Here is a 15,497-nt window from a genome sequence, read left to right as displayed (position 1 = left end):
GGTTCAGCCGCAGCGGCGTAAGGTGCGGCACGCCGGATTCCGCACCGTCGGCATCCGATCCAGACCCACCGGCATCCATCAAAAAGGAGCATCGCGCCATGACGACCCACGGTACGAAGTGGCTTCCCCTCGCCGCCGCCTGCCTGCTGGCCGCGGCCTGCCAGAATCCATCGGCTCCGGCCGATACATCCACCCGGATTCAACCGCCACCCGCCGCGCCGGCCGAGGCCTCGCCGCCGGCTGATGCCCAGACGCAGGTCGAGGCACCTGTGGATCCGGCCCTGACCGCCGAACCCGCACAGCCGGCGGCACCACCCGCTGCGCCGGCTGCACCGGCCGCGCCCGCCGCAGCGCCGAAACCGGTGCCGGCACCCAGGCCGCCGGCCGCCGCATCCGGCGGGCAGTACGCCCAGGTGATCAGCGTGACACCGGTGCGCCAGTCCATCGACAACCCGCAGGAAGTCTGCCGCGACGTCGAGGTGGTCTACCAGGTCGCACCCAAGGACGAGAACAAGATCGCCGGCACCGCGATCGGTGCCATCGTCGGCGGTGCCATCGGCAACCAGGTCGGCGACGGCAGCGGCCGCGACGCGGCGCGCATCGCCGGCGCGGTCGGCGGTGCCATCGCGGGCCGCAAGATCCAGGAAAGCCAGCAGGCGAAGAAGACCGAAACCCGCATCGAGCGCCAGTGCGAGAAGGTCAACGACACCGAAACCCGGGTGATCGCCTACGACATCGTCTACAGCTACGGCGGGGAAACCCGCAGCGCGCGCGTGGCGGAAGATCCGGGCGAGAGGATCAAGCTGCCGGTGCGCGGCATCGATCCCTGAGCGCGACGCGCAGCGGCCACCAGCCACACGAAGAAGGCCCGGGATTCCCGGGCCTTCCTCTTGATGCCGCCGGGTCCGGAGGATCAGTCCAGGTTGCGCCCGTGGAACAGTTCCTCGACCTCCTGGCGCAGCTGCATCTCGATGCGCTGGCGCTCCTTGAACGAGAGGTTCTTGGCCTTTTCCTCGAACAGGTAGGTGTCCAGATCGAAGTCCTTCACGTGCATCTTGGTGTGGAAGATGTTCTCCTGGTAGACGTTCACGTCGAACATCTCGTAGCGGCTCTTGATGCCCTTGGCGAGGAAGTCCTGGATCGAATTGATGCGGTGGTCGATGAAGTGCTTCTTGCCCTTCACGTCGCGGGTGAAGCCGCGCACGCGGTAGTCGGCGATGACGATGTCCGACTCGAAACTCTCGATCAGGTAGTTGAGCGCCTTGAGCGGCGAGATCACGCCGCAGGTGGCCACGTCGATGTCGGCGCGGAAGGTGGCGATGCCGTTCTGCGGATGGGTTTCCGGATAGGTGTGGACGGTGATGTGGCTCTTGTCCAGGTGTGCCACCACGCTGGCGTCGAGGTGATCTGCGTCCAGATGCTCGCGCATCGCGCCGGCCAGCACTTCCTTGCCGGCCTGCTTCTTGTCGATGATCGGCTCTTCGGAAATGAGGATCGTCACCGACGCACCCTGCGGATCGTAGTCCTGGCGCGCGACGTTGAGGATGTTGGCCCCGATGATCTCGGCGACATCGGTCAGGATCTGCGTCAGGCGCTCGGCGTTGTAGGCCTCGTCGATGTACTCGATGTAGCGCCGACGCTGCTCTTCGGTGATCGCGTAGCAGACGTCGTAGATGTTGAAGCTCAGGGCCTTGGTGAGATTGTTGAAGCCCTGGAGCTTCAGGCGCGGCAGCGGCTTGACCAACGCGGATGTCCTATGGAAGGCGGCGGAAGAGGCGGATTATCGAACAAATCGCGCGCGGATTGAACTGCCGCATGCGGTGCCCGGCCGGAAACCGGGACTCGGACCGTCCCGCGCGGCGGCCCTTGGCGGGAAACATTGGCGGGAAATCGCCCATCGGCCGCCAGCTCGCGTTAAGCTAGAAAGTGAATCACGTCACGGTGCATCCCATGGCAAACGGTCACTTCCCCCTTCAGGACACGCTCCGCCGCCCGCAGCGGCCCGAGTCGCTGGCCCCCACCGAGCAGACCATCCAGCGTTTCCTCGCGCACTGCCACCGCCGCCGCTACGCCTCGCGCACCGACGTCTTCCGTCCGGGCGACCCGGCCACGACGATGTACTACGTCATCAGCGGCTCGCTCAGCGTCATCAGCGAGGAGGAGGACGGCCGCGAACTGGTGCTCACCTACATCAATCCGGGCGAATTCGTCGGCGAGACCGGCGTATTCATCAGCGCCCCGCAGCGCGACGTGGTGCTGCGCACCCGCACCGCCTGCGAACTGGCCGAAATCAGCTACGAGCGCCTGCACGCGCTGTTCGGCGGGCTGCTGCGGGAAGAATGCCCGCGCCTGCTGTTCGCGATCGGCAGCCAGCTCACCCGCCGCCTGCTGCACACCGGGCGCAAGGCCAGCCGCCTGGCCTTCATGGATGTCTCCAACCGGATCGCCAACACCATCCTGGACCTGTGCCACGAGCCCGATGCAATGAGCCATCCGGAAGGCACCCAGATCCGCGTCTCGCGGCAGGAGCTGGCGCGCATCGTCGGCTGCTCGCGCGAGATGGCCGGGCGCGTGCTCAAGCAGCTGGAGGAGCGCGGCATGCTGCGCGCCCGCGGCAAGACCATCGTGGTGCTGATGGACCGCCTGCCGGCGGCATGATCGGCACGCGGGCGAAGCCTCAGCCGTCCGCAACCACGCGGTTGCGCCCCTCCGGCCTGGCCGGAGGGAGCCGCCGGTCAGGCCGGGCGTCGCAGCAGGCGCAGCGTCCGGATTTTCCAGCCACGCTCAGGGCGCGAAGAGGCGCGCCAACTCGGAACCCGGGTCGGCGGCGCGCATGAAGGCCTCGCCGACGAGGAAGGCGTGGACGCCCGCTTCACGCAACTTCGCCACGTCCTCGCGCGTGTGGATGCCGCTTTCGGTGACCAGCCGGCGACCGGAAGGCAGGTGCGCCTTCAGCGCGATCGTGGTGTCGAGCGAGACCTCGAAGCTGCGCAGGTTGCGGTTGTTGACGCCCAGCAGCAGTCCCGCATCGGCCGGCAGCGCCAGCGCGCGCGCGAGCTCCGCGGCATCGTGCACTTCCACCAGCACGTCGAGGCCGATCGAACGCGCCAGCGCGGCCAGTTCGGCCAGGCGCGCGTCGTCGAGCGCGGCCACGATCAGGAGGATGCAGTCGGCTCCCAGCGCGCGCGCCTCGTGTACCTGGTAGGCATCGAGGGTGAAGTCCTTGCGCAGCACCGGCAGCGAACACGCCGCGCGCGCCGCGCGCAGGTACGCATCCTCGCCCTGGAAGAAATCCACGTCCGTCAGCACGGAAAGGCAGGCGGCACCGCCGGCCTCGTAGCTGGCCGCGATCCGCGCCGGATCGAAGTCGGGCCGGATCAGGCCCTTCGACGGGCTGGCCTTCTTCACCTCGGCGATCACCGCGGCCTCCCCGGCGGCGATCCTGCGCTCCAGCGCAGCGGCAAAACCGCGCGCCGGCGCGGCGTCGCCGCAGCGTGCGGCCAGTTCGGCCTGCGGCACCTGAGCGCGGCGCGCGGCGACTTCCTCGCGCTTGCGCGCAAGGATCTTTTCCAGGATGTCGCTCATGCGCCTTCTCCCTTCAGCCGCCGCGTCGTCGCGACGAACCGATCCAGCCGCGCGCGCGCCGCGCCGCTGGCCAGGACCTCGCGCGCGCGTGCGACACCGTCGGCGATCGACGCCGCGCGGTCGGCCGCGTACAGCGCCGCGCCGGCGTTGAGCGCGACGATCTCGCGCGGCAGGCCGTCGCGGTTCTCCAGCGCATCCAGCAGCATCGCGCGGGATTCTTCGGCGTTTTCCACCCGCAGGTTGCGGCTCGCCGCCATGGCGATGCCGAAGTCTTCCGGGTGGATCTCGTACTCGCGCACCGCACCGTCGCGCAGTTCGCCGACCAGGGTGCCGGCACCGAGCGAAATTTCGTCCATGCCGTCGCGTCCCCACACCACCAGCGCGCGGCGTGCGCCCAGACGTTGCAGCACGCGCACCTGGATGCCGACCAGGTCGGGATGGAACACGCCCATGAGGATGTTGGGCGCGCCGGCCGGATTGGTGAGCGGGCCGAGGATGTTGAACAGGGTGCGCACGCCCATCTCGCGCCGCACCGCCGCGACGTTCTTCATCGCCGGATGGTGGATCGGCGCGAACATGAAGCCGACGCCGGTCTCGGCGATGCACTGCGCGACCTGCGCGGGCTGCAGGTCGATCGCGGCACCGAGCACCTCCAGCACATCGGCGCTGCCGGATTTCGAGGACACGCTGCGGTTGCCGTGCTTGGCGACCTTCGCGCCCGCCGCCGCCACCACGAAAATGCTGGCGGTGGAAATGTTGAAGGTGTGGGCACCGTCGCCGCCGGTGCCCACCACGTCGATGAAGTGGTCGGACTCAGGCGCTTCGACCGTGGCGGCGAACTCGCGCATCACCTGCGCGGCACCGGCGATCTCGCCGACGGTTTCCTTCTTCACGCGCAGCCCCGACAGGATCGCGGCGGTCATCACCGGCGAGACTTCTCCGCGCATGATCTGGCGCATCAGCGCGACCATTTCGTCGTGGAAGATTTCGCGGTGTTCGATGGTGCGCTGGAGCGCTTCCTGGGGCGTGATGGTCATGGCGATGCGGGAGGATGAATGCACGGACGGGAGCCGTGCATTGTAGGCGCTTGCGCGCCCTCGTCCCCAGTCGCGGCAGGCAGCGCTGCGCCAGGGCCATTGCCGGGGCGAGCACCGCCCAGAACGGCAGCCAGCCGATCCACGCGCCGTGCCACTGCGCCGGCGGTATCAGGGCCAGCGCCAGCGCGCCGATCGTCAGCCAGTACGCCAGCACGGCATCGACCAGGGGAATCTTGGCAAAGGTGTCGGAACGGGACACGGCAGGCTCCTTGCAGGACGGAGCCATGAGCCTGCCAGCCGCGCGTCTCACCGGCTGAGACGACGGCGGTCGCGAACGACCGCCGCCGGGTCAATCATGCCGAGGCAGTCAGATCCTTGATCTTGTCCGTGGGCCCGCAGTTGCGGACCGAGGCCACGCCGGTTGCCCGGCTCGCTTCGGACGCGTACATCTGGCTGGTTCCGATCACCTGGTGGTTGGCCGCCAGCAGATTGAAGAATGTCTTGCCGTTGGCAGCCTGCTTGAGTTCGTAGCGCGCTTCGTCCGGACTGTTCTTCTGCACCGAGGCGATGCCGTTCTCGGCCGACGCGCGAGCGCGATACAGCTCGCTGGTGAGAATGACCTCGCCGTTGCCGGCCTTGAGTACGAAGCGGAACTGTCCGTCGTTGCTTTTGCTCAGTTCATACCAGCCTGCCATCGCCTGTCTCCTCGTCTCGCGCCAAGTGCGCGCGGCAACGATAGCCTGATTGTTTCACCAGGTCACGAAGGCGCGGCACGTCGCAGCGGCCGAACGCCCGGCGCGGCGCGGATCGCTCAAACCTTGGCGAACACCAGGCTGGCGTTGGTGCCGCCGAAGCCGAAGCTGTTGGACATGACCGCATTGAGCCGGGCGTCGCGGGTCTCGCGCAGGATCGGCATGTCGCGTGCACCTTCATCGAGCGCGTCGATGTTGACCGAGCCGGCCATGAAGCCTTCGTTGAGCATCAGCAGGCTGTAGATCGCCTCGTGCACGCTGGCGGCACCGAGCGAATGGCCGCTGAGGGCCTTGGTGGAGGAGATCGGTGGCACGCTGCTGCCGAACGCGCTGCGCACGGCCTCGAGTTCCACCAGGTCGCCCAGCGGCGTGGAGGTGCCGTGGGTGTTGAGGTAATCGATCGGCATCTGCGCCTGGGCCAGCGCCATCTGCATGCAGCGCACCGCGCCTTCGCCGGACGGCGCCACCATGTCGGCACCGTCGGAGGTGACGCCGTAGCCGACCAGCTCGGCGTGGATGCGCGCGCCGCGCGCCTTTGCATGTTCGAAGTCTTCCAGCACCAGCATGCCGCCGCCGCCGGCGATGACGAAACCGTCGCGCGAGGCGTCGTAAGGGCGTGAAGCGGTCTCGGGCGAGGCGTTGCGGGCGGTGGAGAGCGCGCCCATGGCGTCGAACTGCGAGGTCATGCCCCAGTGCAGCTCCTCGGCACCGCCGGCGAAGACGATGTCCTGCGCGCCATGGCGGATGAGGTCGGCACCGGCACCGATGCAGTGCGCCGAGGTGGCGCAGGCCGCCGCGATCGAATAGCTCAGCCCGAGGATGCCGAAGGCGGTGGCGAGCGAGGCCGAGACCGTGGAGCACATCGTGCGCGGCACCATGTATGGACCGATGCGGCGCACGCCCTTGTCGCGCAGAATGTCGGCGGTTTCGATCTGCCACTGCGGCGAGCCGCCGCCGGAGCCGGCGATGAGGCCGATGCGCGGATGGCGGATGCGATCGAGCGTGAGTCCGGCGTCGGCGATGGCCTCGCGCATGGAAACATAGGCATAGGCGGCCGCATCGCCCATGAAGCGCTTGAGCTTGCGGTCGATCTCGGCCACCAGGTCGATCACGGGCTGCCCGGCCACCTGGCTGCGCAGGCCCAGCTCGGCGTATTCGGGAATGTGGCAGATGCCGCTGATGCCATCGCGCAGGGCGCGCGAAACACTGTGGGCGGCATTGCCCAAGCAGGACACCAGGCCCATGCCGGTGACGACGACGCGACGCATCAGAAGCTCTCCGTTGACTTGAACAGGCCGACCCGCAGGTCCTTGGCGGTATAGATCAGGCGATCGTCCACGAAGGTGCGGCCGTCGGCAACCACCAGCTTGAGGCGACTGCGGATCACCCGGCTGATGTCGATGACATAGCGCACCGTTTTCGCCGTGGGCAGCACTTGGCCGGTGAACTTGACTTCGCCCACGCCCAGCGCGCGCCCGAGGCCGGGTTCGCCCAGCCAGGGCAGGAAGAATCCGGCGAGCTGCCACATGGCATCGACACCGAGGCAGCCGGGCATCACCGGGTCGCCCTCGAAGTGGCAGCCGAAGAACCAGAGGTCCGGGCGGATGTCGAGCTCGGCCTCGATCACGCCCTTGCCGTGCTCGCCACCGGCGGCGGCGATATGGGTGATGCGGTCGAACATCAGCATCGGCGGCAGCGGCAGGCGCGCATTGCCGGGGCCGAACATTTCGCCGCGTCCGCAGGCGAGGAGCTGGTCGCGGTCAAGCGAGGAAAGCTGGGACATCGGGATCTCTCTGGAACGGAAAGCCGGTGCGGCACCGGCCCTGGCCGGAGCCCGCAAGTATTGCCTGGACCCGGCCGGAGTGTGTCGCCATGGTCCGCCCGGGCGCGAAAGGCGGCCGCAGCGGCGGCCGCCTTCCGAGGCGCATCAGCGCTTCATGAAGTTGAAGAACTCCTCGTTGGTCTTGGTGTTCTTCATCTTGTCGAGCAGGAACTCCATCGCCGCCAACTCGTCCATCGGATGCAGCAGCTTGCGCAGGATCCAGATCTTCTGGAGGTAATCGGGTTCGATCAGCAGCTCTTCGCGGCGGGTGCCGGAGCGGTTGATGTTGATCGCCGGATACACGCGCTTCTCGGCGATGCGGCGGTCCAGGTGTATCTCCATGTTGCCGGTGCCCTTGAACTCCTCGTAGATCACCTCGTCCATCTTGGAGCCGGTGTCGATCAGCGCGGTGGCCAGGATCGTCAGCGAACCGCCTTCCTCGGCCTTGCGCGCCGCGCCGAAGAAGCGCTTGGGACGCTGCAGGGCGTTGGCATCGACGCCGCCGGTGAGCACCTTGCCGGAGCTGGGCACCACGGTGTTGTAGGCGCGCGCCAGGCGGGTAATGGAGTCGAGCAGGATCACCACGTCGCGCTTGTGTTCGACCAGGCGCTTGGCCCGCTCGATCACCATTTCAGCCACCTGCACATGGCGCGCGGCGGGCTCGTCGAAGGTGGAGGACACCACTTCGCCGCGCACGCTGCGCTGCATTTCGGTGACTTCTTCCGGGCGCTCGTCGATCAGCAGCACGATCAGGTGCACGTCCGGATGGTTGTGCATGATGGCCTGGGCCACATTCTGCATCAGCATCGTCTTGCCGGCCTTGGGCTGGGAGACGATCAGGCCGCGCTGGCCGCGCCCGATCGGGGCGACGAGATCCAGGATGCGGCCGGTGATGTCCTCGGACGAGCCGTTGCCGCGCTCCAGGTGGAAGCGCTCGCGCGGGAACAGCGGCGTGAGGTTCTCGAACAGCACCTTGTTCTTCGAGGCTTCAGGCGGCTCGCCGTTGATCGTGTCGACCATGGCCAGCGCGAAGTAGCGTTCGCCGTCCTTGGGATAGCGGATGCGGCCGGTGAGGAAGTCGCCGGTGCGCAGGTTGAAGCGGCGGATCTGGCTGGGCGAGATGTAGGTGTCGTCCGGGCCGGCGAGGTAGCTGGCGTCGGCCGAGCGCAGGAAGCCGAAGCCGTCGGGCAGGATCTCCAGCACGCCGTCGGCGGCCACGCCGTCGCCGTGGCGGGTGAGCATCTTGAGCAGGGCGAAGGTGACGTCCTGCTTGCGCAGGCGCGCCACGCTCTCGCCGATGCCGAGCTGGTCGGCGATGTCGAGCAGCTTGTGCGCCGGCATCTTCTTGAGGTCGGCCAGGCTGTAGGTCGGAAAATCCGGCGGCAGCGCGAGCGGCGCGCGCTGCGGCTCGGGCATCGCATCCTCGCCATCGTCGTCATCGGGCAGGTCGCGCGCGGCGCGGCTGTCGCGGTTGTCGCGCTCGCCGCGTCCACGGCGGCGATCGCGGCGGTCGCGGTGGCGATTGCGGTTGCCGGACTTGCTGCCGGCTTCGCCTTGCGCGGCACCTACTGCCGGCGCGGCGACGCCGCCTTCGGCGGCAGGCGTTGCGGGGCTGGCCTCGGCGGGCGCAGGCGCAGGATGGGGTTGGGCACGCTCGGCGTGCACCGGAGCGGGCGCGGCGGCGACCGGGGTGTCGTTGTCGTTTTCTTGCACGGGAAGTGTCTCGCTGAAAGTGCGAGTGGGTCCAGGAATGGGACGGATCAGAGCGGAAGCAGCGCGGAATCGCACCGGCAGATGGCCTGCACGTTACACCGCGCGGGCCGCGAGGTAAAGACGTGCCGCATTGCGGCGTTCATCCGCAGGCGGCGGGCCAGGCCGCCGGCAGCTGCGCCGGCGGCGGCGGCGGGAATCTCAGACAACGCTGTCGACGAACTGGGTGAGCTGGGCCTTGCCCACGGCACCGACCTGGGTGGCTTCCACCTTGCCGTTCTTGAACATCAGCAGCATCGGGATGCCGCGCACCTGATAGTTGGCGGCGATCCGCTGGTTCTGATCCACATTGACCTTCACCACCTTCACCTTGCCGGCATGGCTGTCGGCCAGCTCGTCGACGATCGGTCCGATCATCCGACACGGCCCACACCATTCGGCCCAGAAATCCACCAGTACCGGCAGCTCCGATTGCAGAACCTGGGCTTCGAAGTCGGCCTCGCCGACGTGGATCACGTTGTCGCTCATCTATTGCTCCTGCGGGACGTTGGCGCGCCGGCGGCCGCCTGATCCGCTACACTTGGGGGGTCACTGCCGCCGTTTCAAGGTTCGGGCGACGCCGAATCGCGGCGGACGACGCAGTTTGGCGGCAAGCCCGCGATGCGTGCAACATCGTCATCGGTGGCCAGGCAGGCGACGCGCCGTGCCGTCGCCTCCCGACGCCCGCGGCAGCTTTTCCGTCCCGCAAACCCGATCCTTCGCGCAGGCCGCGTCATTCGACCGCGGCAGCGTCATTCCACCCGGCGGCCAGACCGCCCCACTTCCGGAATCCCATGAGCGACAACCCGCTGACCGACATCCCCTTCTCCAGCCTGCCGCTGGCACCCGCCGTGCTGGCCGGCCTGGACAACGCCGGCTTCACCCGCTGCACGCCGATCCAGGCCATGACCCTGCCCGTGGCGCTGGCCGGGCGCGACGTGGCCGGGCAGGCCCAGACCGGCACCGGCAAGACCCTGGCCTTCCTGGTCGCCGTGGTGAACCGCCTGCTGACCCGTCCCGCACTGGCCGAGCGCAAGCCCGAGGATCCGCGCGCCCTGATCCTGGCACCCACGCGCGAACTGGCCATCCAGATCCACAAGGACGCGCTCAAGTTCGGCTCCGACCTGGGGCTGCGCTTTGCGCTGATCTACGGCGGCGTGGATTACGACAAGCAGCGCGCCACCCTGCAGGAAGGTGCCGACGTCATCATCGCCACGCCCGGCCGCCTGATCGACTACGTGCGCCAGCACAAGGTCGTGTCGCTGCACGCCTGCGAAATCTGCGTGCTCGACGAAGCCGACCGCATGTTCGACCTCGGCTTCATCAAGGACATCCGCTTCCTGCTGCGGCGCATGCCCGCGCGCACCACGCGCCAGACCATGCTGTTCTCGGCCACCTTGAGCCATCGCGTGCTGGAGCTGGCCTACGAGCACATGAACGAGCCGGAAAAGCTGGTGGTGGAAACTGAATCGATCACCGCCGCCCGGGTGCGCCAGACCGTGTATTTCCCCTCCAACGAGGAAAAGCTGCCGCTGCTGCTGGGCCTGCTCTCGCGCAGCGAGGGTGCGCGCACCATGGTCTTCGTCAACACCAAGGTGTTCGTCGAGCGCGTGGCGCGGGCGCTGGAAAAGGCCGGCTACCGCGTCGGCGTGCTCTCGGGCGACGTGCCGCAGAAGAAGCGCGAGAGCCTCCTGCGCCGCTTCCAGGCCGGTCAGCTCGAAATCCTGGTGGCCACGGACGTGGCGGCGCGCGGCCTGCATATCGACGGGGTCAAGTACGTCTACAACTACGATCTGCCCTTCGATGCCGAGGACTACGTGCACCGCATCGGGCGCACCGCGCGCCTGGGCGAAGAAGGCGATGCGATCAGCTTCGCCTGCGAGATGTACGCGATGGGCCTGCCGGACATCGAGGCCTTCATCGAGCAGAAGATCCCGGTAGGCCAGGTGACCCCGGAGCTGATGACCGCCCTGCCGCGCCCCGCGCGCGCACCGTCTGTCGCGTCGGAAGACGCGGATGAAGGCGATGAAGACAGCATCGGCGAAATCTTCCGCGAGGTGCGCGAGCAGAAGGCCGCGGAAAAGGCCGGCGCGCGTCCGGGCGGATCGGGCTCCGGCTCGCGCCAGCGCCGCGAACGCGGCGCCGGATCCGGCCCGCGACCGGGTGGCGAACGCGGCGAACGTCCGCCGCGCGCGGAGGGCAGCCGCTCGCGCTCGCGCCCTCCGCGCCCGCGTGAGGACGAGGCGTCGGCTCCAGCACAGGCACAGGCGCAGGGCAACGGTGCCGCGGCACCGGAACCCGGATCGATCCGTGCCGGCGAGCAGGTCGCCTCGAGCGAGGCCACCGAGGCGAAAAAGCGCCGTCGCCGCGGCGGGCGCCGCCAGCGCGAGGCGCGCGAGCGGGTCGAGGCGCGGCTGCTGCACGGCGACCGCGTCGCCCCTGCGGACAAGCAGCCGGCTCCGGCCACGCCGGCGAACGGCTCGCCCGAATCCCTGCTGGCGCGCCTCAAGAAGCGCGTGGGCCGCTTCTTCAACCGCCCGCCCGCACGGCACTGAAGCGCGCGCGGTACCCTGCCCGGAGCGCGCGCGTCGCGCGCTTCCGGCGCGACGGTTTGCTACAGTGCGTCGGCTCCCCCGACGCGATCCCTTGCCGTGCTTGACGCGCTGACCCTGCCCCGTTCCCTGCACAGTTCGCCCTGGCCGGCGCGGCTGGCGCTCGCGGTGGCGCTGGCGCTGTGCGTCTGGCAGGCGGTGGCGCTGCTGTGGCTGCTGCTGGCCGGCGTCGAGTCGCCGCCGGCGTCCCCGGTCGACGTCCCGGCCGCCGCCTCCGCAACCACGGCGGCCCGGGGCGAGGTGGCGAAGTGGCACCTGTTCGGTGATGCCCAGGCCGACATGAACCGCGCCATCGCCGCCCAGGCCCAGCTGCAGGAAACCGCGCTCAAGCTGGTGCTGCGCGGCACCTTCAACGAGAACCGTCCGGACGGCGGCATCGCCATCATCGCCGACGAACAGGGCGTCGATCGCGCCTACCGGGTGGGCGACGCGCTGCCGGGCGATGCGCGTCTTGAGCAGATCCTCGCCGGACAGATCGTGCTGTCGCGCGGCGGCGTCAGCGAGACCCTCAGCCTGCGCATCACCGACGACTCGCTCAGCCCGGCGGTCTCCTCCGGCGGCACCGCCGCGCGCACGCGCCTGCCCGGCACCGCGAACCCGCCGCTCGCGCCCGGTGCCTTTGCTCCCGTCATCGCGCCGGGCATGCCGGACATGGAAACCTACCGCGCCGCCAACCTGCCCAACGTGCAGGAGCTGGCCAAGCAGGTGCAGGTGTTCCCGGTCTTCGCCAACGGCCGCATGCAGGGCGTGCGCCTGGGCGTCGGGCGCGACTCGGACCTGCTTTCGCGCGCCGGCCTGCGCCCCACCGACGTGGTCACCGCGGTCAACGGCATCCCGCTCGACGGACCCGCGCGCCAGATGGAACTGCTCTCGGCGCTGCGCGACGCGCGCTCGGTGCAGATCGAAGTCGAACGCGACGGCAAACCCGTCCGGCTCCAGCTCGGGCTCTGAACCACGCCACCCTCGCCGAATCCACGCCACGGACACTCTCCCCATGCTTCGACTCCGCCCCATCCGCGCCATCGCCCTCCCTGTCCTGCTGCTCGCGGCGCTGCCGCTGGCTGCCCAGACGCCGCCGGGCGTGGTTCCCGCCGATGGCAGCAGCGCCGGGGTGACGGCACCGGCGTCGAACGATGGCCGCCACACCCTCAACCTCAAGGCCGCCGACATCGCGGTGCTGGTGCAGACGGTGAGCGAGATCACCGGCAAGAGCTTCATCGTCGATCCGCGCGTGGAAGGCCGCGTCACGGTGATTTCGTCCAAGCCGCAGACGCCGGCGGAAATCTACGAGACCTTCCTCTCGGTGCTGCGCGTGCACGGCTTCGCCGCGGTGTCGGCCGGCAGCATGATCAAGATCGTGCCCGACGCGGTGGCCGCGCAGGACGGCAGCGTGGGCAACGGCGGCGGCGGGCCGGACGCGCTGGTCACCCGCCTGATCGCGCTCAAGCACGTCGCGGCCGATGACGTGGTCAAGCTGCTGCGCCCGCTCGCGCCGCAGCAGGCCACCTTCACCGCCAACCCGTCCAGCAACTCGATCCTGATCAGCGACCGCGCCGGCAACGTGGCGCGGCTGATGGAGCTGATCGCGCGCATGGACACCGCCTCGGATGCCGAGGTCGAAGTGATCCCGCTGCGCCACGCCAGCGCCGCCGAGGTCGGGCGCACCCTGACCGCACTGGAAGGCGGTGCCGCCGCGCCGGGTGCGGCGACGGGAGCCAAGCTCATTGCCGACGAGCGCACCAACTCCATCCTGCTTTCCGGCGACCGCGCCGGCCGCCTGCGCCTGCGCACCCTGATCGCGCACCTGGACACGCCGCTGGACGGCGGCGAGAACACCCAGGTCGTGTATCTCAACTACGCCCGCGCCGAGGATATCGCGGTGATCCTCGAGAGCGTGGCCGGCACCCTGACCCGCCAAAGCGCCGACGGCGACAAGGGCAAGGCCGCCACCATCCAGGCCCACGGCGAAACCAACGCCCTCATCATCACCGCCGCGCCGGCCGTGTTCCGCGACCTGGCCGCGGTGATCCGCCAGCTCGACGTGCGCCGCGCCCAGGTGATGGTGGAAGCGGTCATCGCCGAGGTCACCGATGAGCTCGCCGACGAGCTCGGCGTGCAGTGGCAGAGCACCAATTTCGACGGCGAGCGTGGTTACATTGGCGGCACCAACTTCCCCGGTGCCGGTGGAGCTGTCGGCATTCTCGGTGCGATGGCCAATCCGATCAGTGCATTGAGCGGTAGTGGTGGCCTCAACATGGGCTGGGTCGGCGGCCGGGTGGAGGTCCCCGACGGCAAGGGCGGCACCATGACGCTGTTCCAGGTCGGCGCGCTGGTGAAGGCGCTGCGCGGCGATGGCCGCGCCAACGTGCTCTCGAACCCGTCCGTGGTCACGCTCGACAACACCGAGGCGCAGTTCAAGGTGGTGCAGGAAGTCCCCTTCCTCACCGGCCAGTACACCAACACCGGCACCGCCGGCAACCAGCCGACCAACCCGTTCCAGACGGTGGAGCGCAAGGACGTGGGCCTGATCCTCACCGTCACCCCGCACATCAACGAGGGCGACGCGGTGCGGCTGGAGATCAAGCAGGAAGTCTCGGCCCTGGCCAGCACCGTGGCCGGCGCGGTGGACCTCGTCACCAACAAGCGCGAGCTGTCCACCAGCGTGCTGGTGCCCGACGGCGGCCTGCTGGTGCTCGGCGGCCTCAAGCAGGAGGAAACCAGCGAGAGCAAGCAGGGCGTGCCCGGCATCAGCCGCATTCCCGTGCTCGGGCACCTGTTCAAGAGCCGCGCCGCCACCCGCAGCAAGCGCAACCTGATGATCTTCCTGCGCCCGATCATCCTGCGCGATGCGATCACCGAGGCCGCGGTTTCCAGCGAGAAGTACAACTTCCTGCGCGCCGAGCAGCTGCGCATGCGCGAGAACAAGGAGCTGCGCTACCGCGGCGACAACCAGCCGCTCCTGCCGGCGCTGGAAGACGCGCGCCCCGGCGACCTGTTCCGCCATCCGCCGCCGCTCGACCCGGCGCTGCCGGACGAGGCGCAGCCGCGTGACTGACATCGCGCCCGCGCGGCCCGGCTTCGGTTTCGCCCGACGCCACGGTGCCACCATCGTCGCGTTCGAGCCCGACGCCGCGCGCGTGGCCTGTCGCCCCGGCATCAGGCCCGAAGTGCTGGCGGAACTGCGCCGGCTCGCGCGCCGACCGCTGCGGCTCGAACGGCTCGACACCGACGCCTACGAGCGCCTCCTGCGCTCGCTTTACGAAGGCGGCTCCGACGACGCCCTGAGCGCCGCCGCCGACGTGGACGGCGCGCTCGACCTCAACCAGATCGCCGATGCCCTGCCCGAACCCACCGACCTTCTCGAAAGCGACGACGACGCGCCGATCATCCGGCTGATCAACGCGCTCTTGACCGAAGCGGTGCGCGAGAACGCCTCGGACATCCACATCGAACCCTTCGAGAACCGCCTGGTGGTGCGCTTCCGCGTCGACGGCGTGCTGCGCGAAGTGCTCGCGCCGAAGAAGGCCGTCGCCGCGCCCGTGGTCAGCCGCATCAAGGTCATGGCCAAGCTCGACATCGCGGAAAAGCGCCTGCCGCAGGATGGCCGCATCGGCCTGCGCATCGCCGGGCGCCCGGTCGATGTGCGTGTTTCCACCATTCCCGCCGGACACGGCGAGCGCGTCGTGCTGCGCCTGCTCGACAAACAGGCCGGTCGGCTCGATCTCTCGCAGCTCGGCATGGACGACACCACCGCGCAGCGCATCGATCAGCTCATCCATCGCCCGCACGGCATCCTGCTGGTCACCGGCCCCACCGGCTCGGGCAAGACCACCACGCTGTACGCCGCGCTGACGCGCTTGAACGACGCCACCCGCAACATCCTCACCGTCGAAGACCCGATCGAGTATTACCTCGACGGCGTCGGCCAGACCCAGGTCAA

At 69.1% G+C, this 15,497-nt stretch carries 14 protein-coding genes; 6 read left to right on the top strand and 8 right to left on the bottom strand.

From position 1 onward, the window contains the following. The first annotated feature begins 98 nt into the window (after positions 1 to 98). A complete protein-coding gene (locus WB794_RS06190; protein ID WP_337334977.1) occupies positions 99 to 830 on the top strand; it encodes a glycine zipper 2TM domain-containing protein in 732 nt (243 codons plus the stop codon). An 83-nt stretch (positions 831 to 913) separates the two neighbouring features. Here the strand turns inward: WB794_RS06190 and speD are convergent, their stop codons facing one another. After that, positions 914 to 1,744: an adenosylmethionine decarboxylase gene (speD, locus tag WB794_RS06185; protein WP_337334976.1), complete on the bottom strand. Its 831-nt coding sequence runs from the start codon at positions 1,742 to 1,744 to the stop codon at positions 914 to 916. A 206-nt stretch (positions 1,745 to 1,950) separates the two neighbouring features. Between speD and crp the strand changes: the two genes are divergently transcribed. Next, entirely contained in the window at positions 1,951 to 2,658 is a 708-nt protein-coding gene (gene crp, locus WB794_RS06180) for a cAMP-activated global transcriptional regulator CRP (RefSeq protein WP_415926653.1), read from the top strand. 126 nt (positions 2,659 to 2,784) lie between these two features. Here the strand turns inward: crp and trpC are convergent, their stop codons facing one another. From trpC to trxA, 7 genes are all read right to left on the bottom strand, one after another. Continuing rightward, positions 2,785 to 3,585, bottom strand: a complete 801-nt coding sequence (trpC, locus tag WB794_RS06175; protein ID WP_337334975.1) for an indole-3-glycerol phosphate synthase TrpC — start codon at positions 3,583 to 3,585, stop codon at positions 2,785 to 2,787. Further along, positions 3,582 to 4,622, bottom strand: coding sequence for an anthranilate phosphoribosyltransferase (gene trpD / locus WB794_RS06170; protein WP_337334974.1), 1,041 nt, complete (start codon positions 4,620 to 4,622; stop codon positions 3,582 to 3,584). Before trpD ends, trpC begins: the two co-directional genes overlap by 4 nt. Positions 4,623 to 4,975: 353 nt before the next feature. Then, on the bottom strand, positions 4,976 to 5,317 hold the full coding sequence (locus WB794_RS06165; RefSeq protein ID WP_337334973.1) for a YegP family protein: 342 nt from the start codon (positions 5,315 to 5,317) through the stop codon (positions 4,976 to 4,978). A gap of 116 nt (positions 5,318 to 5,433) precedes the next feature. After that, positions 5,434 to 6,642: a beta-ketoacyl-ACP synthase I gene (gene fabB, locus WB794_RS06160; protein WP_337334972.1), complete on the bottom strand. Its 1,209-nt coding sequence runs from the start codon at positions 6,640 to 6,642 to the stop codon at positions 5,434 to 5,436. Continuing rightward, the gene (fabA, locus tag WB794_RS06155; RefSeq protein ID WP_337334971.1) at positions 6,642 to 7,157 is read right to left on the bottom strand and encodes a 3-hydroxyacyl-[acyl-carrier-protein] dehydratase FabA; all 516 of its coding nucleotides are present in this window, start codon (positions 7,155 to 7,157) and stop codon (positions 6,642 to 6,644) included. The genes fabB and fabA overlap by 1 nt, the downstream gene beginning before the upstream one ends. 144 nt (positions 7,158 to 7,301) lie before the next feature. Next, the gene (rho, locus tag WB794_RS06150) at positions 7,302 to 8,909 is read right to left on the bottom strand and encodes a transcription termination factor Rho (RefSeq protein ID WP_415926652.1); all 1,608 of its coding nucleotides are present in this window, start codon (positions 8,907 to 8,909) and stop codon (positions 7,302 to 7,304) included. A 198-nt stretch (positions 8,910 to 9,107) separates the two neighbouring features. Next, positions 9,108 to 9,434 (bottom strand): thioredoxin TrxA, encoded by a 327-nt coding sequence (gene trxA / locus WB794_RS06145; RefSeq protein ID WP_337334970.1) that lies wholly within the window; start codon positions 9,432 to 9,434, stop codon positions 9,108 to 9,110. Positions 9,435 to 9,739: 305 nt separating this feature from the next. Between trxA and rhlB the strand changes: the two genes are divergently transcribed. The 4 genes from rhlB to WB794_RS06125 form a co-directional block, all read left to right on the top strand. Further along, on the top strand, positions 9,740 to 11,500 hold the full coding sequence (rhlB, locus tag WB794_RS06140) for an ATP-dependent RNA helicase RhlB (RefSeq protein WP_337334969.1): 1,761 nt from the start codon (positions 9,740 to 9,742) through the stop codon (positions 11,498 to 11,500). A gap of 96 nt (positions 11,501 to 11,596) precedes the next feature. Beyond that, positions 11,597 to 12,508: a type II secretion system protein N gene (locus tag WB794_RS06135; RefSeq protein WP_337334968.1), complete on the top strand. Its 912-nt coding sequence runs from the start codon at positions 11,597 to 11,599 to the stop codon at positions 12,506 to 12,508. Between the two features lie 43 nt (positions 12,509 to 12,551). Beyond that, a complete protein-coding gene (gspD, locus tag WB794_RS06130) occupies positions 12,552 to 14,612 on the top strand; it encodes a type II secretion system secretin GspD (RefSeq protein WP_337334967.1) in 2,061 nt (686 codons plus the stop codon). After that, positions 14,605 to 15,497 (top strand): GspE/PulE family protein (locus WB794_RS06125; protein WP_337334966.1); only part of this gene is annotated, 893 nt, incomplete at its 3' end. The genes gspD and WB794_RS06125, both read left to right, overlap by 8 nt.

This window comes from Denitratimonas tolerans (genome assembly GCF_037203605.1).
In the GTDB taxonomy this organism is placed as follows: Bacteria; Pseudomonadota; Gammaproteobacteria; order Xanthomonadales; family Xanthomonadaceae; genus Denitratimonas; species Denitratimonas tolerans.
The sequence above is the reverse complement of the archived record's forward strand: the minus strand, read 5'-3'. Positions and strand labels throughout refer to the sequence as shown.